Origin of the sequence: Endozoicomonas sp. 8E, from assembly GCF_032883915.1 — a bacterium.
Lineage (GTDB): Bacteria > Pseudomonadota > Gammaproteobacteria > Pseudomonadales > Endozoicomonadaceae > Endozoicomonas_A.
Window position 1 is genome coordinate 1,152,699 of the sequence record NZ_CP120717.1, and the last position, 22,943, is coordinate 1,175,641.

The following is a 22,943-nucleotide window of genomic DNA, read 5'->3' on the forward strand; positions in this document are numbered from 1 at the left end:
TTCTGCCATCCGAAGAACTGGATTGAAATTGTTTAATGATATGACCTTCGGAAAGGAGAAAAGTTCCATTTGGATGCTTACCCGTAACCATTCAGGAAAATCAATGATCTTGAAAAACACATCATGGTCTAACGCTCATCAACTATCCAATGACCCATAAATCGAATTCAAATTCACGCTGCTCAAAAACTCTTCGAGAATGGTTGTCATCTCCCGGGATTTGAGTATCAGGGCATTATTGACTTTTTGTGCCCGCATTAAGTAGGCATCCTTAACAGACTTCTGAAACAAAACAGAGCTGTCAATATTACACATCATGGCAAACAGCATCTCTGGTGAAGATGGATCATGAGCGCCATAGTAGCCCCGATTCTCGGATTCCGCGACACAGGCATCGCCCCAACAAAAACTTAAACAACCGCCTTTCAAGTGTGTCACTTGATACAGGTAATAAGTGAAGGCTTGCAGAATCGCGCTCATGCATTTGTTTTTTAAATCATCCAAAAGCTTTTGGTCTTCTGACTGCACCTCAACGGACTCTGGCCTCATTTTTTTCAACGATTGCTGCAGTTTAGGGCTGTTCTTAACTTTTCGTTGAAACAGGACATCGGTCATTTCATTAAGCTCTGCTCTGTACCAGTCAGGTTGCCCCAGGATAATCACCGGACGGTGGTTATCCTTGCCTGTGTTTAACTGTACAAACGCAGGATGGTGCAACAGCATTCGTTCTATATTCGGAATGCCCCCGGGTTGATCCGTCCAGGCGGTCCGTATAGATGAGCTGACAATGTTATCCTCCAAAAATGGCGAAAAACCATCATGAGAATCAGTGATGAAAAAGATGCTGCCTTCTTTCTCCCGAAGTCTTTTATGGGGCAGCCGAAACGACTGACTATTTTTTTCCCTGGACAAAAAATGCTCATACCACTTTTTCAGACAACGGGCGGCTTCAACCTTCAGTTTATCGATGTCTTCCAGACGCGCCAATAGCTCATGATGATTATGGGCCCATTCTAAATGGCTTTGTGAGAACGGCACTGGATACAGCCAATTCAATGCCATGGCTTTACGCGCAAATTGAAGAACCGAAGGCTTGGTCAAGTCGCTGCGCTCCAGTACAAATACTATTGCAAGCAGCCACTTGTCATGAGTTACTCCGGCCTGCTCAATCAATTTTGAATGGAGTAACTTTAGCGGTTCAGTGACCTTATCTTCATCACTGTTGGACAATATTTTTATGACTGCCTCCGCTATCCATTTAAATGCCTCCTCGTAAGAGACCAATACTTCTGTTCCCAATGACTCAATCACTGAGATGCCCATGGAAAAGGCGGTTAAATTTTTTGCCTTCCAAAGGTTATTTACTATTTGGGAAATACTTAGATCGGTTTCTGGCAATACACTGTTTGTCTCAAGGGCCTTTTTCAGTTCCTCAAGGCTTATGCCACAGGCTTTGGCCAGAGTTTGCAGTTGTGCTGAATCAGCCCCTTTCAGGAGATTCTTAATCTGCTTTAATGCAGTGTTGGAACCGGGAAACTTACTGTGGGGCTGGAATGCAGGTTTGATTTCTTTTCGCTCTGTAGGCGCCCCGCCCAAATTCACTGAATTCCAGGTTTGGCGGTCATCCACGGAGTACTCGGCAAAGCTATGGGTGCGGCTATTAATTTGCCGACATGGAATCCCGAAATAACGACAAAAAGCAATAAAAACTGGCACACGATGGCAACATCTACCTTGCCGCTGTGTTACCAGAAATTCAAAGAAATTCTTACCAGGCTCCGATATAGCCTTACCGGAAAACTGTTGGCAATAGTCCTTGATCGCCTCAATGCGTTGCGCCGTGTTTTTAGTGTCTTTTATTGTCTCCAAAAGCACCTTTACTTCGGATGTTTGTTCGCCAGTGGTCTTAAACAATTTGTCCAGTACTGTTGTCATACCTTCTGAACAACTGTGGTCAAAAAGTATTGATCGTTCTGGTCGGGCGCCTTTAGTCGGTGTTTTTTTGTCGGGTTCTACGACATAAGCCACCTGAATACTCTGCTTGGCTTTTGCCTCTGGAATAGTCAATAAGTGAAGCCCGGTGTATCGGTCCCTGATCAGGGTGAATGCCAAATCGGGCTCGATACGCAGGGCTACGATGTAATCCTCAGGCGTCAGGCTGGGCAATGGATATTGACCATTCTTCGATGACATCTTCAGGGTTGCCAACGTTTGATTGCTGGCTAATCTCACTTCCTGACCTTGCCCCGGCAATCGCTCAGGCATCAGGGCTTCGACCCTTTGAATGTGTTTATCACTGATCTCGATCAGTTTGATGTCACCCTCAGGAGTCACATAAATATCCTTTGCCCACCAGCGATACATCCGGGAAGGGGGCGTTTGCGTATTAAAAACTTTATAGTCGTCAACGACAGGCTTCTTCTGGTTCTCATAGTCAGTGTTCCAGTCCAATACCTCAGACTGTTTCTCGAAGGCTTGTGGGTTGTATTTTTCACAATCGTCAGCCCGATGGTCCGGTTGCGCACTCATCTGATGCCAGAACGCAGGCCACCATTGAACGGCATTGGAATTCCACGTGCTTATCTGCTGGTCAGCCTCCCGAAGATAAGATTGATTAGCTGGCATTTTCAGTGTTTGTTTCTCTTCTTTCGTCAGGGGAAATACACTATTGGCGTCCACGCCCGAGCGACCAAACTGACGATCAAACCAGCTTTTCTGCCAGTATCGGTAGAGTGCCCGGGTGAGAATATCGTGCGACTGGTCCGGCTTCAGGGGAAGACCGGATGCCCGCCATCTGGCCTGAGCCACCCTTTTGATGATTTCCGCTTTGACTTCCTCTTTGCTCGGACGAGCCTTAATACGAATTTCATGGTTTTTTTCATCGATACTGTCGAGGTGACTGAGTCGTATCATCCACGGACGATCAATGTTGGGTACTGTTTGGTTGAACCATTCGCAAAGTCCGGAATCAAACACTCCTTTACCCATGGCAAGAGTTGATGACTCTGGCAGTTTGTCCAGTGATAGGTTGGCGGTCATCAGGTAAAGCCGATAGTGCTGATTGAGGTATTGATGAAGTCCGTTGTCACTAAAATCGCCCCCTCTGGCAACAGCCCTGGCGACATTCTGTAAATCACGGCTGGTGGGCTGTAACGGCAGGTTTTTTCGTTGCAGGTCGGCCCTCAATCGACAATGCAGCTGAGTCAGCTTTTCAGCTGCGAATTTCCCCTCCGTGGTCTGTGGCAACACTTTTTCGGCAATGGTCTGCAATTCGGTCTGGTTATACTGGCGGATCGGCAAATGTCTGAAACGTCCTTTCAGCGCCGGTGATAAGGGTTTTCGCCCGCTGTTCTCAGGCGGGTTGATGGTGGCGAAGAGATGGAAACCCGGATGGGCATCACCGGCCAGAATATCGTTTAACTCACCTTCCAGATGCTGGCTGTCGATCAGATTCATTTCCGAAATCACCACGATGCCGCCTGCCATTTTTGCCTTCCGGATCGCTTCACACACTTTGTCCCAGGAACAATCACAGGCATTCAGGAGAAAGACGTCCGGCATGGATTCTCCCCGTTGCTCAGCCTGCTGTCTGACACTTTCAATCATCAGGTTCAGCGTGACATCCTTACCCCGTCCAGCCGGGCCTTCAATTAGCGTCGCCTGACGACCGTCGTGTTTTATCTTGCGATGATAAGCCTGCTGACAGCGGCTTAAATCCTGTCCCAGACGTTGCACCAGATCAATGACTGCCGATACTGAGGTATCAAACTCAGGTCGGTTTTTTTCGGTGAATTGCATGAAGGGCTGCTGTATATCCTTCATGTTCTTTATACGAACATTGTCGCTCAGGGTGTTGTCCAGTGGGTAACGGGCGGCAAACCAGATTTCCAGTGCCGCCAGGGCATCCTGATGAGCCTCGCTGATTTCGGTACCCAGTAGATCCCGGAAACTTTGTTGGATCAAACTGTTCACTTGCTCACAACTAACACTGTCTCCTTTGGATAACGCACGATCCAGATACCAGCCCACCCAACTGCAGATATCCGTTAAATCTCTGGGGGTGAACTCATGCTCGGGCAAGAGTTCCGGATAATATCGCCAGAGTGCCATCACACTCTTGGTGGCACTGTGTGCAATGTCGTTTATTTGATGCCTTTGTAACTGATTGATCAGAGCCGGTTCCACCACTCTGTCCCGGAGGAAAGCCAGGTCTAAGCGTGGGTAGTGAACCCTGGGCAATTTCTCTTTCAGGGCCGGGTCGAGCTGACGTCCGGCGTAATGTTCCGGGTTACCGGTGAGAATTACCCGGTGTTTTGTGCTGACCGGAACAGGATGACCGTTCACATAGATACAGGGTTTCGGTTCCCACAAGCCATTCAATGACGCCAGTAATTCGGCTTTGGCGAGGTTGGCTTCATCCAGAACCAATGTGACATAGCCTCCATCTTTGTCGGATCCGGTATTGGCCCATTCCATCAATGCCCGGTTTTGCTGAGCCATAGAGCGGTCACCAGCGTCGTGTTCTTGCCACTGCCAGCACTTCATCAGGGTCTGTTCGCTATCAGAAGGTCCAAGGGAAATGACCGCAGCCTGTCCTGAAGCCCTTGCCATTTTGGCGGAAAAGTAACTTTTTCCGGTGCCGGTTTCTCCCTCAAGGAATATAACGGGAGAGTCCGTAAGCCGGTCATGGAGCCTGTATAACCGACGACTTTCACGATCCTTCTGACTCATCTCGCCGTGATAAAGATCATGGGCCAGTGCTGACAAGGGCCTATCGGTCGAGCCCGTCCATTTCAGTGATTCAGACAGTCGATGTTTTATGCGTTCAATGCCCGCTGCCTCGGAATTTGTTGTTCTGCCGATGTGATAACAATCGCAGGCCAGTGCGTGAATGGCATCGGACCGGGTTTGTCCTGATGGCAAAGGCAATTGCCAACCGCAAGCCAGTGCATCTTGCAAACGTTTAATCTGTCTTGCTGGCCTGACGGCAAACGCTTGATATTGCTCCGCTGCCTCCGGACCGACTTGCAACTGATGTGCCATTGCATCTCGAAGGTGTTCAGGCACATGGGCAACGATCATGGCACAGAGCCTGTCCAGAGCTTCTTTATCCCCCTGTCGAAATGGACTTTTATAGGAGAGTTGTAATTCTCCGTTAAATACTGCCGGGTCAAAGGCTCTGGCCAGATGCCAGAGGTTCTGCTCCACAAACGCTCTATTCAGCCGCAGAGAACGGTTAATGATGTCATTTAAGTGATCCGGGTCTACCGAGGCAGTTTGATTCTTATCTGGCGTCTTATCCGGCAACAAATGCCAGCAAGCCACTTTCATAAAATCACGCACGGACAGATGTTGCCGGGTGCCATGGGTGATGACGCTGTTGATGGCCTTGCGCCAGTGGCAGGGCAGAAGCTGCAGGGCGCGGTCAACCTGCTGTGCTTGCCGGGCAGCCAGTATCAGGTTACTCAACAGGCCTTCGGTCATTTCCGGCAGAGGGTTACACAGGTGCGCAGGTACGGTTTCAAACGCTTCGTAAAGTGAGTGCAGAGCCTGTTCAGGCAGTTCAGCGCGGGAGATATCATATTTGAGGGCATTGATATCCCAGAGATTGACCTGAGGACAAGGGTTTCCCCTGGTAATCATCGAACGCAATACTGAAGAGGCGCTCTTCGCGGACTCAGGCCAGAGCAGAGTGACATGAGCCTGTGGGTAAGCCTGTAATTGGCCATTGACCAACAGAGGTTGCCCAAGCATCAGGGGTTCCAGAATCTGCTGAAGCCTTGGATTAGTGTCGAGTCCCCGGAATACCACCGGCTTGCCAGCGCTTAATGCCTTCTGCAAGTCACTCTGACGTCGTCCAAAATGAGCCTTTTGTTCCGAGGTGATATAGATGTTATCAAAGAGCTGGCTGAAGCGGGTCTGGTCATTGACCTGAATGACCAGAGGTGCTTCCTGATGACTATTGATCCAGTGACTGGCCTGGGCGTGTTGCTGATAACTGACTGCACTAAAGCCAGACTGACCTCTAACATTGAACAGAGGATGTTCATCCTTTTCTGACACGCCCAGAGCTTTCGGCTGCTGTTTTGAATGAGTTAACTGAAGCCGAGGCTGCATACCTGTCGTCTCGCGAATCGTCTGCAGTGAACCCAGCAAACGAAACCAGAGTGCCTCAGTGAGTGGGGACGTTACTGTAACTGCACCACCCGCCCGAATTTGCTCCAACAGACAGGTATTAGGAGCTACATAACCTCCCGGGGCAATGGCAATCGGGCTCAGCCATTCCGCGATATTACTCTGGTTAATGATGATCGGGCTTGATGATGCGTGCTTGTTATCAGGTCCTTTGTCGCCTTCTTTGTAACCTTTTTTGTCGCGAGAGCGGGACAGGCTTTGGAACAGTGAATGAAGCTCGTCATTCCCCACCGGCATCCGATAAAATCGAACATCGTCGGGTAACTGACAGACCTTCCCGTTGCTCTCAAAGTATTGTTGCGCCAGTATCTGTCGAATCGTTTGTTCAAAGGCCAGATCCTGCCAGTTGGCCCCTTTCAGAATCACCCGATGTCCGGCCCTCAGTGATTCAAGCCTGCCGGGGATGTGCCGGATTCGCCCCTGTTGATCCACTCCGGGGCCGCCCAGCAGCAACTGTCGCCAGTGACTGTGCATGTGACAGTCAATAAGAACAGTATTGTTGTCATCCATAGCGCGTTCGGAGTAGGGGAGTTCAGTCAATACCGGAGGAACTTTGTCGATCTTCATCGATGGATCATTGCCAGTCTTTGCCTCGAACTGCCAGGTATTTTCTGGTCGATTCACTCGCCGCCAGAAATCAGCACCGGGTGCGTCGGCCCCCGGTGCATCGGCCCCCGGTGCCTCATCAAGCTGGCCCACCGATGCCAGCTGGGCAGGGGCTGCCAGGACCAATAGCGAAACATGCTCGCCCAGAGGGCGTTTCTTCTGGCTGACCTGGTCGTATAGACAGGGATTATCCGGGTCCAGCAGATCGTTAAATCTTGGCAATTCATCACTGGTGAGTTTTCGGATATCCATCACCAGCGTCAGTGGCTTTGAACTTTCAAAGAGCTTGCCAGAACCCAGAGTGTGGCGACCATCGTCGGCAATACTAAACCGGCTCACCAGGTTAGCCTGTGAGAGGTCATCGGGGTGGGCAATAAGAATAACGTCCCGATTTTCATTGCAGGTTTGGGCAACTAAAAGCCGTCGAACCTCATCATCATTGGCAACAAAACGGAAATCGAAGCAATAAGGGGCCTTTTGGAGCGACGAATCCATTAAGGATACGGTTCTCTCCTGGTCAGGCAAGTTAATTGGAGGTGAAGATCTAGTTAGTTCGGGAGTAACCATGGAACAAATAGCCAAACTCTTTGACGACGAAGCCAGATTTGCTCCTGTGGTTGGCACGCCACTGCATGACACTTCACTGTCAGGAAAGGGTTTGCTGATTTCTGCTTTAATCTGGCCATCCATAGTTAATCTCCGAACTGCCATTTGAAGGACTAGATTGAAATTGTTTAATTCTATGACCTGCAAAATGGATGAAAGTTCTATTTGGATTTAGCCGTAACTATTGAATGAAATCAGCGGCCTCAAAAGCTCATAATGATCAAACGATTATTAATTTGGTTTAGAAGTCACCAAAGTCGAAAAAACCCATCATAATCAGACTCTAATGTCGTATCCAGTAAGTCATAAAGCGAATTCAAATTCACGCTGTTCACAAACTCTTCGGCAATTTTTGTCAGCTCACTGGTTTTGAGAATCAGAGCATCACTGGCGTTAAGTGTATGTCGTAAGTAGTCATCCTTAATAGCGTCCTGCGACCAGTCAGAGTTCCCGATTGAAGACATCATGGCATACAGCTCTCTTGGTGAGGATGGATCAAGAGCGCCAAAGCTGCCATTATTTTCCCTCCAGGTGCAAGGATAGGCCCAACAATAGGTTAAGCTCCCACCGTTGGAATGTGTCATTCCATACAAGTAATGAATGAAGGCCTGTTGAATTGCTTTCTCGCATTTTCCTTTATAGCGAGGCAGCAGATGTTGTTCCCTGGGTTTGACCACATTGGACTTCAGGAGGGATTGGAGCTTGCTCATGATATCAAGCTTTTCTTTCTTACTATCCGTTGCCTTAATAGCATCACGGTATCGTTTTATCATTGCCTCATATTGATTGACCTTTTCGAATATCTGCTTAAAGTCCGGGCTGTTGTCAAGTTTTCGTTGAAACAGGGCTTCGGCCTTTTCATTAATCACTTTGTTCATCGGGGAGGTTTCCCCCAGAATAATCACCGGACGGTGGTTCCCCGTGCCCGAGTTTGACTGCATAAAGGCAGGATGTTGCAACAATATTCGCTCTATATCCGGAACGCCCTCTGGTTTGTCCGTCCAGGCAATCTCTACGCATGGACTGGCAATTTTATTTTTAAGGAATGACGAATGCCCGTCATGATGATGAGTGACGAAGAGAGTTTTCTCTTTTCTCTTTTGGAAGCTTTCATATTGCTGCTGCCATTGTTGGTTATTTTTTCCCCTGGACATCAATGCACCATACCACTTTTTCAGGCAATGAGCGGCGTTAATGCTCAGTTCATCGACACTTTCCAGACGCACCAATAGTTCATGATGTTCAGAGGCCTTTATCACATCACTCTTGTAGGTCAGCACTGGATCCAGCCAACCCGATTCCAGGGCTTCACGGGCAAAGTGAATAATTGCAGGACGGGTCAAATCACTGTTTGCCAGTACGTCCACTATTGAACCCAACCACTGTACAGGAGGTGTTCCGACCTGATCGATCATTTTTGAATGGAGTGACTTGAGTTGTTCACTGACCTGATCTTCATCACTGCTGGACAATATTTTTTTGAGTGCCTCCGCCATCGGTTTATATTGATCTCCGTTTTCAACGACTTTACCGACCAATGCTTTCTCGTCTTCGCCGAATGCTTCTGTCTCCAGCGACTGAAGCATTGAGACGCCAAGGGAAAATCTGGTCAAATCTTTTGCCTCCCAAAGGTGCTTCACTATTTCGAAAGTACCTGGAATTTTTTTTGGCAACGCACTGCCTGTCTCAAAGGCTTTGTTCAGTTCCTCGAGGCTCATACCAAAGGCTTCAACCAGAATTTGCTGTTCTGCTAAATCAGCATCTGTCAGGACACTCTTCAGGAACTCCCTGGTCTGCCGTGACTCATTGCCAGAGCAATGGACCCTTCTGACAGGCTGGAACTGAGGCATGATTTCAGTTGACTCGCAAGGTGCTCCGCCAAAGTCAGCTGACGCCCAGGTTTGGCCTCTATCCGGAGAACACTCGGCAAAGGCGTGAGTACGGCTAGTGATTTGCCGACATGGAATGCCAAAATAACGACAAAAAGCAACAAAGACAGACGTACGATGTAAACAGCTACCTTGCCGCTGTGTTACGAGGAAATGAAAGAAATTTTTATTGTGCTCTGGCAAAGCATCACAGGAAAACTCCCGGCAATAGTCCTTGATCGCCTCAATGCGTTGCGTCGTGCTTTTAGCGTTTTTTATCCTCTGCAAAGGCACCTGTACTGCGGTTGGTTGTTGCTCAATGTTATCAAGCACTCCCTTCAGTACTGTTTTCATAGCGTCTGAACAGCGGACGTCAAAACGTGTTGATTGTGCTGTTCGGACTTCTTCAGCCGGTGTTTTTTTGCCCGTTTCTCTGGACTCTACGACATAAGTAAATTCAATACTCTGGTTGGCTCCGGAGTTTGGAATAAACACTGTGTGAAACCCGGTATAGCAATCCCTGACCAGGGTCAACGACGAATGGGGTTTTGTACGCAGGGCCACGATACAGTCGTCAGGCGCCAGGCTCGGCAATGTGTATTGACCATTGTTTGATGTCATCTTAATGGTTGCCAGCGTCTGGTTTCTGGCCAATGTCACTTCCTGGTCATGCTGTGGTAACCGGTCCGGTATGAGAACTTCGACCCCCTGCATGTGTTGATCATCAGTATTGATCCATTTGACATCGCCTTGAGCAGACACGTAAATATCCCATACGCGCCAGCGATCCATCCGGGAAGAAGGGTTCTCCGTACGAAAAACTATTTGCTTTTCGAGGTGTGGCTTCTCCTGGTTATCGTAGTTCGTGCTTCGTTCCAATGTCTCAGCCTGTTCCTCGTAGGCTTCTACAATGTATTTTTCAGGCGCCTTATCAGCGTGAACAGTCAAGGTCTGGTCAACAGGTTGTGACTCATGGTTTTTTCTCTGATCCAGTACCGGGACCTGTTTCTCGTGGACTTGTGGCTTGTCTTGTTCAGGAGCCTTATCACCGCCAATAGCCGGTGCTTCGTTGATAAAATCGTCTACCAGATGGTTCGGCAGATCACTGATCTGATGCCAGAGCGCAGGCCACCATTGAACTTCATCGGCTTTCCACGCCCTTATTAGCTGATCAGCGGCCTGAAGATAAGGCTGGTTAGCTGACATTTTCAGCGTTTGTTGCTGTTCTTCCGTCAGGGGAAATACGCTGTCAGCGTCCACGTTCGTCCGGCCAAAATGATTGCTAAACCAGCGTTGCTGCCAGCGTCGGTACAGTGTTCCGGTGAGAATATCTTCTGACTCGTTCGGCTTCAGGGGAAGGCCTGATGACTGCCACTTTGCCTGAGCCAGGCTCTTGATGAGCTCCGTTCTGGCTTCCTTTTCATCCAGCTGAGTGTTAACACGGATTTCATGTTTTGTTTCATCAACACTATTGAGATGACTGCTTCGTACCAACCACGGACGATCAATGCCCGATACCGTTTCATGGAACCAACGGCAAAGTCCGGAATTAAATTCACTTTTCCCCATGGCAAGAGCCGAAGACTTGGGCAGTTTCTCCAGCGTTATGTTGGCAGCCATCAGATAAAGTCGGTAGTGTCGATTGAGGCATTGATGAACGGCTTTTTCGCTAAAGTCGCCACCACTGGTGATAGCCCTGGCAACATTCTGTAAATCAAGGCTGGTGGGCTGCAACGGCAGTTTTTTGCGTTGCAGGTAAGCCCTTAAACGACAATGTTTTTCTGTTAGCATGTAAGCGACGAATGTCCCTTCTGAGGACTCTGGCAACACTTTCTCGGCAATGGTTTGTAATTCGGTAGGGTTATACTGCCGGATCGGCAAATGTCGAAAACGCCCTTTCAGCGCCGGTGATAAGGGTTTTCGCCCGCTGTACTCTGGCGGGTTGATGGTGGCAAACAGGTGGAAACCCGGATGGGCGTCACCGGCCAGAATATCGTTTAACTCACCTTCCAGGTGCTGGCTGTCGATCAGATTCATTTCCGAAATCACCACGATGCCGCCTTCCACTTTTGCCTTCCGGATCACTTCACACACTTTGTCCCAGGAACAATCACAGGCATTCAGGAGATAGACCTTGGGCATGGATTCTTGCCGTTGCTCAGCCTGCTGTTTGACACTTTTGATCAGCATATTCAGCGTAGCATCCTTACCTCGCCCGACCGGGCCTTCGATCAGCGTCGCCTGTCGTCCGCCGTGTTTCCTGTCTAGGTGATAAGCCTGCTGACAGCGACTAAAATCCTGCCCAAGCTGTTGCACCAGTTGACTGACTGCCGATCCGGAGGTATCAAACTCAGGTCGGATTGCTTTGGTGAATGTTTCGAAGGCCCGCTGAATATACGGCAGGGTGTGGTTATGAACTTTGTCGCGCAGGGTGTTGTCCACTTCGTAATGGGCAGCAAACCAGATTTCCAGTGCCTGCTGGGCATCCTGATGAGTCTCGTTGATTTCGGGACCCAGAAGATCCCGAAAACTTTGCTGGATCAAACCGTTCACTTGCTTGCAGGTAATATTCTCACCTGCGGGCAGCGCACGATCCAGATACCAGCCCACCCAACTGCAGATATCCGTTAAATCTCTGGGAGTAAACTCATGGTCTGGCAAGAGTTCCTGATAATATTGCCACAGTGCCATCACGCTCTCGGCAGTAATGCGTGCAATGTCGTTTATTTCAGGCTCCGACAGATGTCGTTGTAACTGATAGGTCAGAGCCGGTTCCACCACTCTGTCGCGAAGGAAAGCCTGATCCAGACGTGGGTAGTAAGCTCTGGGCAATTTCTCTTTCAGGACCGGGTCGAGCTGGCGCCCGGCATAATGATCCGGGTTACCGGTGAGAATCACCCGGTGTTTTGGGCTGACTTCGACAGGATGACCGTTTACGTAAATGCAGGGTTGTGGTTCCCATAAGCCGTTCAATGATGCCAGTAATCCGGTTTTGGCGAGGTTGGCTTCATCCAGAACCAGGGTAATGTAGTCTTTTCCAACACAGTCTCCGTCTTTGTCGGATTTGATATTGGCCCATTCCATCAGCGTCCGATTTTGCTGTGTCATAGAACGGTCGCCATCGGCGTATTGTTGCCACTGCCATCGTTTCATCAGGGTCTGTTCGCTGTCAGAAGGTCCAAGGGATAACACCGAAGCCTGCCCTGAAGCCTTCGCCATTTTGGCAGAAAAGTAGCTTTTCCCGGTGCCGGTTTCTCCCTGCAGGAATATAACGGGAGAATCTGTGAGCCGGTCATGGAGTCGCGATAATCGACGACTTTCACGATCCTTCTGACCTATCTCGCCATGACAAAGATCTTTGGCCAGTGCTGACAGGGGCTTATCAGCGGAACCCTGCCATTTCAGTGATTCAGACAGCCGACTTTCTATGCGTTCAATGCGTTCTGCCTCAGAATTCCCTGTCCTGGCCCTATGAAAACAATCAGTGGCCAGTGTCTGAATAGCATCGGATCGGGTCTGCCCTGGTGACAGAGGTAAATGCCAGCCAGAAGCCAGCGCATCTTGCAAACGTTTAATCTGTCCTGTTGGCCTGATGGCTAAGGATTGCCAAGGCTTCGCTGCCGCCGGATCGACTTGCAACTGGAACGCTAAAGCATCTCGTTGTTCTTCAGGTACATGGGCCGCGATTATGGCGCAAAGCCTGTCCAGAATTTCTTTTGCATCTCTGTATGGCAATGGATTTTCATAGGACAGTTTCAATCCTTTAATCAATCCAGCGGCCTTGAATACCGCCGGGTTAAAGGCTCTGGCCAGTTGCCACAGGTTTTCATACACAAACGCTCTATCCAACTGCGGGGCACTATTGATGAAGGCAGTTAACCGATCCGGGTCTACCGAGGGAGGTTGATCCTCATCTGGTGTTATATCCGGTAATAAGTGCCAACAGACCACTTTCATAAAATCACGCGCGGACGGATGCTTCCGGGTACCATGGCTGATAACGCTATTGATGGCTTTGCGCCAGTGGCAGGGCAGGAGCTGTGAGGACTGGTCAACCTGCTGTACTCGACGGGCAGCCAGTATCAGGTTATTCAATAACCCTTCGGTTATTTCAGGCAAAGGGTCACACAGGTGGGCTACCGTTTTAAAGGCTTCGTAGAGTTCATCAAGTGCCTGTTCCGGCAGCTCAGACCGGGAGATTTTATGCTTGTCCGCATTGAGATCCCAGAGATCGACCTCAGGACAGGATTTACCTTTGGCGACCATCGAATTAAATACTGAAGAGGGGCTTTTCACAAGCCCGGGCCAGAGTACAGTGACTTGAGCCTGTGGGTAGGTTTGTAATTGGCCATTCAGCAACAGAGGTTGCCCGATAACCAGGGGTTCCAGAAGCTGCTGAAGCCTTGGGTTAGTTTCCAGCCCTCTGAATACCACCGGCTTGCCAGCGGTTAAAGCCTTCTGCAAGTCACTCTGACGTCGTCCAAAATGCGCCTTTTTTTCCGAGGTGATGTGGATATTATCAAACAGCTCGCTGAGGCCGGTTTGTTCATTGATCTGAATGACCAGAGGTGCTTGTGGTTGATGACTAATCCAATAACTTGCCTGGGCATGTTGCTGATACGTCACCGTGTTAAAGGCACAGTGATCTCTGACTTTTTCCTGTGGCTCGGGCAGAGAGTATTCATCGTTTTCTTCCAACCCCAGGGCTTTCGGCTGCTGTTTTGAATGAGCCACCTGAAGTCCGGGTTCAAGGCCGGTTGCCTCGCGAATCGCCTGCAGTGAGCCCAGCAAATGAAACCAATGCGCCTCATTGAGGGGAGACGTTACGGTGACGGCACCACCGGCCCGAACCTGTTCCAACAGACAGGTGTTGGGGACTGCATAGCCCTCCGGGGCAATGGCAATCGGGCTGAGCCATTGGGCAATATTACTCTGGTTAATGATGATCGGGTTGCCTGATAAAGAATGGGACAGACCCTGGAACAGCGAATGAAGCTCGTCCTTCCCTACCGGCATCTGATAAAACTGAACATCGTCGGGTAACGGAGAGATCTCCCCGTTGCTCTCAAAGCACTTCTGCGCCAGCATTTGTCGAATCGTCTGTTCAAAGGCCAGATCCTGCCAGTTGGCTCCTTTCAGAATGACCCGTTGTCCGGCCCTTAATGACTCAAGCTTGCCGGGGACGTGCTGGATTCGCCCCTGTTTATCGACGCCGGGGCCTCCCAGCAGTAAGTGTCGCCAGTGATTGTGTAAATGGCAGTTAATTAAAACGGTATTGTCGTCATCCATAACACTTTCAGCAGAGGGGAGTTCAGTCAATAACGGGGGAACCTTGTCGATCTCCAGCGATGGGTCGTCGCCGGTCTGTGCATCGAACTGCCAGGTATTTCCTGGTCGATTAATGCGTCGCCAGAAATCAGCTCCGGGTGCGCCGACCGCGTGGGCCTTGTCGCTCTGGCCAACCGATGCCAGCTGGGCAGGGTCTGCCAGAACCAATAGAGAAACATGCTCGCCCAGCGGGCGTTTCTTCTGGCTGACTTTGTCGAACAGGCAAGGGTTATCCGGGTCCAGCAGATCATTAAACTTTGGCAGTTCATCACTGGTGAGTTTTCGGACATCCATCACCAGCGTCAGTGGCCTTGAACCTTCAAAGAGCTTGCCAGAACCCAGAGTGTGGCGACCGTCGGGGGCAATGCTCAACCGGCTTACCAGATTAGCCTGTGAGAGGTCATCGGGATGGGAAATAAGGGTGACATCCCGATGTTCATCGCCGGTCTGGGCAACTAAAAGCCGACGAACTTCATCATCACTGTCGACAAAACGAAAATCGAAGGCATGAGTCGCCTTTTGGCGCGAGGAATCCGTTGAGGAGATGGTTCTCTTTTTGTCAGGCATCCTCTGCGAAGATGGCGACCTCTTCAGTTTGGGCCTTACTTCAGTGCAGATTCCTGCATCATTATTTGCCTCTGATAATAAATCCAGCTTTGCTAACTTGGCTGCAAAGCCACTATGAAGAGGGTTATCATGAAGGGCGTGTTTGTTTGTAGCTGGGCCAATCCGACCATCCATAGTCAGTCTTCCTCCTGTTATCTGACAGGCCTGTATTAAAATTCCTCAATAATTTGACCTTCAGACAGGATGGAAGTTCCCTTTGGATAGTTAGGAGATTTTTTTTGAATAGTTATAAAACTCATCCTGAGCAAACTTTGATCACATGCTTAATGACTCACAAAGCGAATTTAAATTCATAGTGCTCAAAAATTCATCAGCAATTTTTGTCAGCTCATTGGGTTTGAGTATCAGAGCATTACTGGTGTTGAGTGCCTGCCGTAAGTAGTCATCCTTAACAGAGTTCTCAAAAGAGTAAGAGCTGAAAGTAGAAGCAATCATGGCATACAGCTCTTCTGGTGAGGATGGGTCATGAGCGCCATATTCCGGCCTGTTGGCATCATCGCCCCAACAATAGGTTAAACAACCGCCTTTCGAGCGTGTCACTTCGTAAAGATAATGACTGAAGGCCTGCATTAACGCATGCAACCATCTCACTTTTGAATCACTCAAAAAGTCTGCATCCTCAGGAGATAATTCAAGGTGGGCCAATTTGTTTTTTTCCGACAGCTGCTTCGAGTTTGGGCCATTCCCAACTGCTGTTTGAAACAGAGCTTCGATCTTTTCATAGAGCACATCGCCGAACCAGTGAGGTTGCCCCAGGATAATCAACGGACGGTGGTTTGCCTTGCCCGAGTTTAACTTCACAAATGCAGGATGGTGCAGCAACATTTTTTCTATATTCGGAGTGCCCTCAGGTTCGTCCGTCCAGACGGTCTTAATGGATGCGCAGGTCATTTTTTCTTCAAGCAGTGGCGAAAACCCTTCATGACTATGAGTGACGAACATCTTATCACCATGTTTCCGCTGGAAGCGTTTATAACTGCGTTGCCATGCCAGGCTATTTTTTCCCCTGGACAATAGTCCCCTGTACCACATTTTCAGACACTGGGCGGCTCTGGCCTTGAGTTCATCGACGCCTTCCAGACGCACCAAAAGCTGATGATGTTCAATGGCTTCCATAACAGTGCTCTTGTAGTCCGGCAGTGGATCCAGCCATCCCGATTTCAGGGCTTCATAGGCAAAGTGAATAACTGAAGGGTTGTCCAGGTTACTCTCTGTCAATATATTCATTATTGAATTCAACCAGTCTTCAGGGTCCGCCCCAGCCTGATTTATCATTTTTGAGTGCAGTAACCTGAGTTGTTCAGTGACCTGATTGTCATCACTTTTGGACAATATCTGTTTGACCGCCTCTGACATTGGCCTGCAAGGACTTTTACTGTCAGGCACTTCACCGATCAATTTCATCTCAAAAAAGCCCAATGCTTCTGTCTCCAGTAACATTGAGACACCCATGGCAAAACCGGTTAAATCTCCTCTCGCCCAGAGATTCAATACCGTGTTGTAAGTGCTCAGGTTCGTTGCTGGCAATGCACTGCCTGTCTCAAGGACTTTGTTCAATTCCTCAAGGCCTATACCCATGGCCTCAGCCAAAGCCTGCCGTTGTGCTGAATCAGCCTCTTTCAGGAGATCACCGATCTTCTTCGACTCAGTACCGGAACCGCTGACCCTTCTGGCGGGCTGGAAGACAGACAGCATTTCAGTTGCCTCGACAGGCGACCCGCCCAAGTCCACTGACTCCCAGGTTTGACCTCCATCCACAGAACACTCTGCAAAGGCGTGGTGACGGTTAGATATTTGCCGACATGGAATACCAAAATAACGACAAAAAGCGATAAAAACAGGCACACGATGACGACAGCTGCCTTGCCGCTGTGTTATGAGGAAGTGCAAAAAATTGACATTTTGCCCGGGCATAGCAGCACCGGAAAACTCCCGGCAATAGTCCCCGATTGCATCAATGCGTTGAGTCGTGTCTTTAGCGTTTTTTATTCTCTGCAAAGGCAGTTGTATTTCGGGTAGCTGTTGGTCAATGTTCTCAAGCAGTCCCTTCAGTATTGTTTTCATACCTTCTGAGCAGTTGGCGTCAAAACGTGTTGACCGTTCGGCGCAGGCTCCTCCGGCAGGTGTTTTTTGGTCCGCTTTTCTGTGTTCTACAACATAAGCAAATCGGATACTCTGGCCGGCTTTGGCCTCTGGAGCAGAGAGTGTGTGAAGCCCGGTATATCGATCCCTGATCAGGGTGAATGGCAAATGGGGTTCTGTGCGCAGGGCCACGATATAGTCGTTAACTGTCAGGCTGGGCAATACAAATTGACCATTGTTGGATGAGATGTCCAGGGTTGCCAGCGTTTGATCCCTGGCTAATGTCAGTTCCTGATCCTGTTCTGGCAACCGGGCAGGTATTAGGACTTCGGCCCCCTGTATGAACTGATGACTGATATCGATCTCTTTGACTTCACCCTCAGCAGATACATAAATATCCCACGCCCACCATCGATAAATCCCGGTAAAATGGTTCGGCAAATCAAAAATTATATAATCATCAATTTGTGGTTTCTGCAGACCCTCATAGTTCGTTTCCCGGTCTAATGCCGGGGCCTGTTCCTCAAGGTCTTCCGGAAGGTATTTTTCAGGAGCCTTATCACCGTCAATAGTCAACGCCCGGCTATGAGGTTGTGGCTCATGGTCTGTTCTCTGAGCCAATGCCGGAGACTGTTTGTCATGGACTTGTGGTATACCTTGTGATGCGTCGTTAATAAAATCGTCTACCAGATGGGTCGTCAGATCACTTAGCTGGTTCCAGAATGCAGGCCACCCTTGAAGGTCACGGGCATTCCATGCACTTATCTGCCGATCAGCCTCCTGAAGGTAAGGCTGGCAAGCCCATAGTTTCAGCGTTTGTTTCTGTTCTTCCGTCATGGGAAAAACACTATTGGCGTCTACGCCTGCCCGGCCAAACTGGCGATCAAACCAGCGGTGCTGCCAGTGTCGGTATAGTGCCTGGATGAGCATATCCTCGGACTCAACCGGCTTCAGGGACAGACCGGATGCCTGCCATTTTGCCTGAGCTACCCTCTTGATGATTTCCTTTTTGGCGTCCTCTTCATCCAAAAGAGTGTTGAAACGAACTTCGTGGTTTTTTTCATCAATACTGTTGCGATCACTGCGTCGAATCAGCCATGGACGGTCAAAGTCCGGTACTGTCCGGTTGAACCATTCGCACAGGCCGGAATCAAGCTCACCGTTATCAAAGGCAAGAGCCGAAGATTTGGGCAGTTCATCCAGTGACAGGTTGGCAGCCATCAGGTAAAGCCGGTAGTGCTGATTGAGGCATTGATGAACGGCTTTTTCGCTAAAATCGCCACCTCTGGTGATAGCCCTGGCAACATTCTGCAGATCAAGGCTGGTCGGTTGCAATGGCAGTTTTTTGCGTTGCAGGTGAGCCCTTAAAAGACAATGTTTTTCTGTTAGCATTTTAGCGACGAATGTCCCTTCTGAGGACTCTGGCAACACTTTTTCGGCAATACCCTGTAACTCTGCCGGGTTGTACTGCCGGATCGGCAAATGCCGAAAACGCCCTTTCAGTGCTGGTGATAAGGGTTTTCGCCCACTGTACTCAGGCGGGTTGATGGTGGCAAACAGGTGGAAACCCGGATGGGCCTCACCGGCCAGAATATCGTTTAACTCACCTTCCAGGTGCTGGCTGTCGATCAGATTCATTTCTGAAATCACCACGATGCCGCCTTCAATTTTGGCCTTCTGGATCTTTTCACACAGTTTATCCCAGGAACAATCACAGGCATTCAGGTAAAAGACATCCGGCATGTATTCATCCTGTTGCTCAGCCTGCTGTTTAACCGTTTCAATCACCAGGTTCAGCGTGGCATCTTTACCTCGTCCCGCCGGGCCCTCAATCAGTGTTGCCTGACGACCGTCGTGTTTTCTGTTGAAATGATAAGCCTGCTGACAGCGGCTTAAATCCTGTCCAAGCCGTTGTACCAGCTCACAGACTGCCGATCCGGAGGTATCAAAGTCTGGTCGGATTTTTTCGCTGACTGTAATGAAGGTCTGCTGAATATCTGACAGGGTCTTGTTACGAACTTTGTCGCTCAGGGTGTTCTCCGATTGGTAACGGGCAGCAAACCAGATTTCCAGTGCTGACAGGGCATCCTGATGAGTTTCGGTGATTTCAGGCCCCAGTACATCCCGAAAACTGTGTTGGATCAAACTGTTTATTTGCTCACAGGTCACACTGCCGCGAGCGGGCAGGGCACGATCCAGATACCAACCCACCCAACTGCAGATATCGGTTAAATCCCTGGGGGTAAACTCATGCTCGGGCAGCAGCTCCTGATAATGTTGCCAGAGTGCCATCACACTCTTGGCGGCACTGTGTGCAATGTCGTTTATTTGATGCTCCAGCAGATGCTCTTGTAAATGCTTGACCAGAGCGGGCTCCACCACTCTGTCCAGAAGGAATGCCTGGTCTAACCGGGGATAGTAAACTCTGGGCAGTTTCTCTTCCAGGGCCGGGTCCATTTGGCGCCCGGAGTAATGATCCGGGTTGCCGGTAAGAATCACCCGGTGTTTCGGGCCGACCTTGACAGGATGACCATTGACGTAAATGCAGGGTTGCGGTTCCCACAGGCCGTTCAATGATGCCAGCAATCCGGCTTTTGCCAGGTTGGCTTCATCCACAACCAGAGTGACAAAGTGTCCATCCTTGTCGGTCGGAGTGTTGGCCCATTCCATCAACGCCCGGTTTTGCAGCACCATAGAGCGGTCGCCATCGGCGTGTTGTTGCCACTGCCAGCGTTTCATCAGGGTCTGTTCGCTGTCAGAAGGTCCAAGAGAAATGACTGCAGCCTGTCCTGAAGCCTTTGCCACTTTGGCGGAAAAGTAGCTTTTCCCGGTGCCGGTTTCCCCCTCAAGGAATATAACGGGAGAGTCTTTAAGCCGGTCATGAAGCCGGGATAGTCGACGGCTTTCACGATCCTCCTGACTCATTTTGCCGTGATAAAGATCCCGGGCCATTGCTGACAATGGCCTGTAAGCAGAACCCGGCCGTAGTGAATCAGACAGTCGATTTTCTATGCGTTCAATGCGTTCTGCGTCAGGATTTTCTGTGACATATTCTCCTCTGGCAATGTGTAAACAGTCGGAGGCCAGAGCCTGAATGGCATCGGATCGGGTCTGCCCCAGTGGCAAAGGCAACTGCCAGCCAGAGGCCAGTGCGTCTTGCAGACGTTTGATCTGTCTTGATGGCCTGATGACTAACGATTGATATTGTTCTGCTGCCGCTGGATCGACTGCCAACTGATTCGCCATTGCCTGTTGTGTTTCTTCAGGAGCATGGGCCAGGATCATGGCACAGAAACTGTCCGGGACTGCTCGTTCATCCCATTCTGGAAATGGATTGTCATAGGACAGTTGTAAGTCTCCATTAAACACTGCCGGGTCAAAGGCCCGGGCCAGTTGCCAGGGGTTCTGCTCCACAAACTCTCTATCCAGCCGCGGGGCACTATTGATGACGCCATTTAAACGATCCGGGTCTACCGAGGCGGCTTGGTCCTTGTCCGGTAACAAGTGCCAGCAAGCGACTTTCATAAAATCACGCACTGACGGATTCTGCCGGGTGCCGTGGGTGATAACGCTGTTGATGGCCTTGCGCCAGTGGCAGGGCAGAAACTGTAGGGACTGGTCCACCTGCCGTGCTCGCCGGGCAGCCAGTATCAGGTTATTCAATAACCCTTCGGTCAATTCAGGCAGAGGGTTACAAAGGTTGCCAGGTACGGTTTTAAAGGCTGCGTAAAGTGAATAAATGGCTTGTTCTGGCAACTCAGCCCGGGGGATACCATGCTTGTCGGCATTGATATCCCAAAGATCGACTTCAGGGCAGGGCTTACCCATGGAAACCATCGAATTAAATACTGAAGATGAGCTTTTCAAAGACTCACGACAGAGTATTGTGACATGAGCTTGTGGGTAGGCCTGTAATTGACCATTCACCAACAGAGGTTGCCCAACCATCAGGGGTTCCAGAAGCTGTTGAAGCGCTGGATTAGTCTCCAGTCCCAGAAGCACAACAGGCTTACCAGCGGTCAATGCCTTCTGCAGCTTACTCTGACTTCGTCCAAAATGAGCCTTTTGTTCCGAGGCGATATGGATATTATCAAATAGCTGGTTGAAGCCGGTCTGTTCACTGACCTGAATGACCAGAGGGGCTTCCGACTGATGATTGATCCAGTGATTTGCCTGGGCATTTTGCTGGTAAGTGGCGGTATTGACGGCGACATGATCTCTGATTTTTTTTTGTAGTCCGGACAATGGGTGCTCGTCGTGTTCATTCAACCCCAGGGCTTCCGGCTGCTGTTTAGAATGAACCACCTGAAGTTTGGGTTCCAGACCGGTTGTCTTGCAAATCGTCTGCAGTGAACCGAGCAAACGAAACCAGAGTGCCTCAGTGAGGGGCGACGTTACGGTGACGACACCCCCTGCCTGAACCTGTTCCAACAGACAGGTGTTAGGTATTGCATAACCCTCCGGGGCAATGGCAGTGGGGCTCAACCATTCGCTGATATTACTCTGGTTAATGATGATCGGGTTTCCTGATGCATTGTCAGAGCAGGACAGGCTTTGAAACAGTGAACCAAGCTCGCCATTGCCAACCGGCATCTGATAAAACTGAACATTGTCGGGTAACTGACAGACCTTCCCATTGCTCTCAAAGCACTGTTGCGCCAGCAGCTGTCGAATCGTCTGTTCAAAGATCAGATCCTGCCAGTCGGCCCCTTTCAGAATGACCCGTTGTCCGGCTTTCAAACCCTCAAGCCTGCCGGGGATATGCTGGATTCGCCCCTGTTTATCGACTCCGGGACCGCCCATCAGCAACTGTCGCCAGTGACTGTGCAAGTGACAGTTAATTAAAATATTATTGTCGTTTATAGTACTTTCGCTGGAGGGGAATTCAGCCAAAACCTGAGGAACCTTGTTGATAGCCATCGACGGGTGATTGCTGATTCGAGCTTCGAACTGCCAGGTATTGCCTGGTCGATTAATGCGCCGCCAAAAGTCAGCGCCCGGTGCGCCGGCCGCCGAAGCGTCGTCATGATTGCCAACCGATGCCAACTGTTTAGGGTCTGCCACAACCAGCACAGAAACATGCTCACCCAGGGGGCGTTTCTTCTGGCTGACTTTGTCGTACAGGCAGGGGTTATCCGGGTCCAGCAGATCGTTAAATTTGGGCAAATCCTCGCCGCTGAGTTTTCGGATATCTATCACCAGGGTTAATGGCTTTGAACCTTCAAAGAGCTTACCTGAACGCAGAGTGTGGCGACCGTCGCCGGAAATGCTCAACCGGGTCACCAGATTAGCCTGTGAGAGGTCATCGGGATGAGAAATAAGAGTAACGTCCCGACGTTCATCGCCGGTCCGGGCCATTAAAAGCTGTCGAACTTCATCATCATGGGCGACAAAGCGAAAATCGAAGGCATGAGGATTTTTTTGCAGTGAGGAATCCGTTGAGGATACAGTTCTCGCTTTGTCAGGCATTGCCAGCGAAGAGGGCGATGTCTTTAGTTTGGACGTCACCTCGTAGCAGATTTCTATGCCCTTTTCCTTTTCCTCCGATGATGGCCTGGCTGGCACAGCTCCATCAGGTACGTACCTCTTAAGCGCAGGGCTGTCTGTTTTTTCACCAATCTGACCGTCCAT

Annotated in this window: 4 protein-coding genes; 1 reads left to right on the top strand and 3 read right to left on the bottom strand. The window is 49.9% G+C overall.

Annotated features, from left to right (window positions below; all coding sequences use genetic code 11):
• Positions 1-138: 138 nt before the first annotated feature.
• Positions 139-7,296, bottom strand: coding sequence for an AAA family ATPase (locus tag P6910_RS04250; protein ID WP_317145042.1), 7,158 nt, complete (start codon positions 7,294-7,296; stop codon positions 139-141).
• A 70-nt stretch (positions 7,297-7,366) separates the two neighbouring features.
• Here P6910_RS04250 and P6910_RS04255 point away from each other — a divergent pair, with 70 nt between their 5' ends.
• Positions 7,367-7,516 carry a hypothetical protein gene (locus P6910_RS04255; RefSeq protein ID WP_317145043.1) on the top strand — a complete coding sequence of 50 codons (150 nt, stop codon included), beginning with the start codon at positions 7,367-7,369 and terminating at the stop codon, positions 7,514-7,516.
• Between the two features lie 139 nt (positions 7,517-7,655).
• Here the strand turns inward: P6910_RS04255 and P6910_RS04260 are convergent, their stop codons facing one another.
• Positions 7,656-15,344 (bottom strand): AAA family ATPase, encoded by a 7,689-nt coding sequence (locus P6910_RS04260; RefSeq protein WP_317145044.1) that lies wholly within the window; start codon positions 15,342-15,344, stop codon positions 7,656-7,658.
• A gap of 141 nt (positions 15,345-15,485) precedes the next feature.
• Positions 15,486-22,943, bottom strand: a complete 7,458-nt coding sequence (locus P6910_RS04265; RefSeq protein WP_317145045.1) for an AAA family ATPase — start codon at positions 22,941-22,943, stop codon at positions 15,486-15,488.

What these genes read in the sequence shown, in the direction of transcription:
- P6910_RS04260 (WP_317145044.1), bottom strand. Translation starts at nt 15,344, where the DNA reads ATGGATGGTCGGATTGGCCCAGCTACAAACAAACACGCCCTTCATGAT.
- P6910_RS04255 (WP_317145043.1), top strand. Translation starts at nt 7,367, where the DNA reads ATGGAACAAATAGCCAAACTCTTTGACGACGAAGCCAGATTTGCTCCT.
- P6910_RS04250 (WP_317145042.1), bottom strand. Translation starts at nt 7,296, where the DNA reads ATGGATTCGTCGCTCCAAAAGGCCCCTTATTGCTTCGATTTCCGTTTT.
- P6910_RS04265 (WP_317145045.1), bottom strand. Translation starts at nt 22,943, where the DNA reads ATGGACGGTCAGATTGGTGAAAAAACAGACAGCCCTGCGCTTAAGAGG.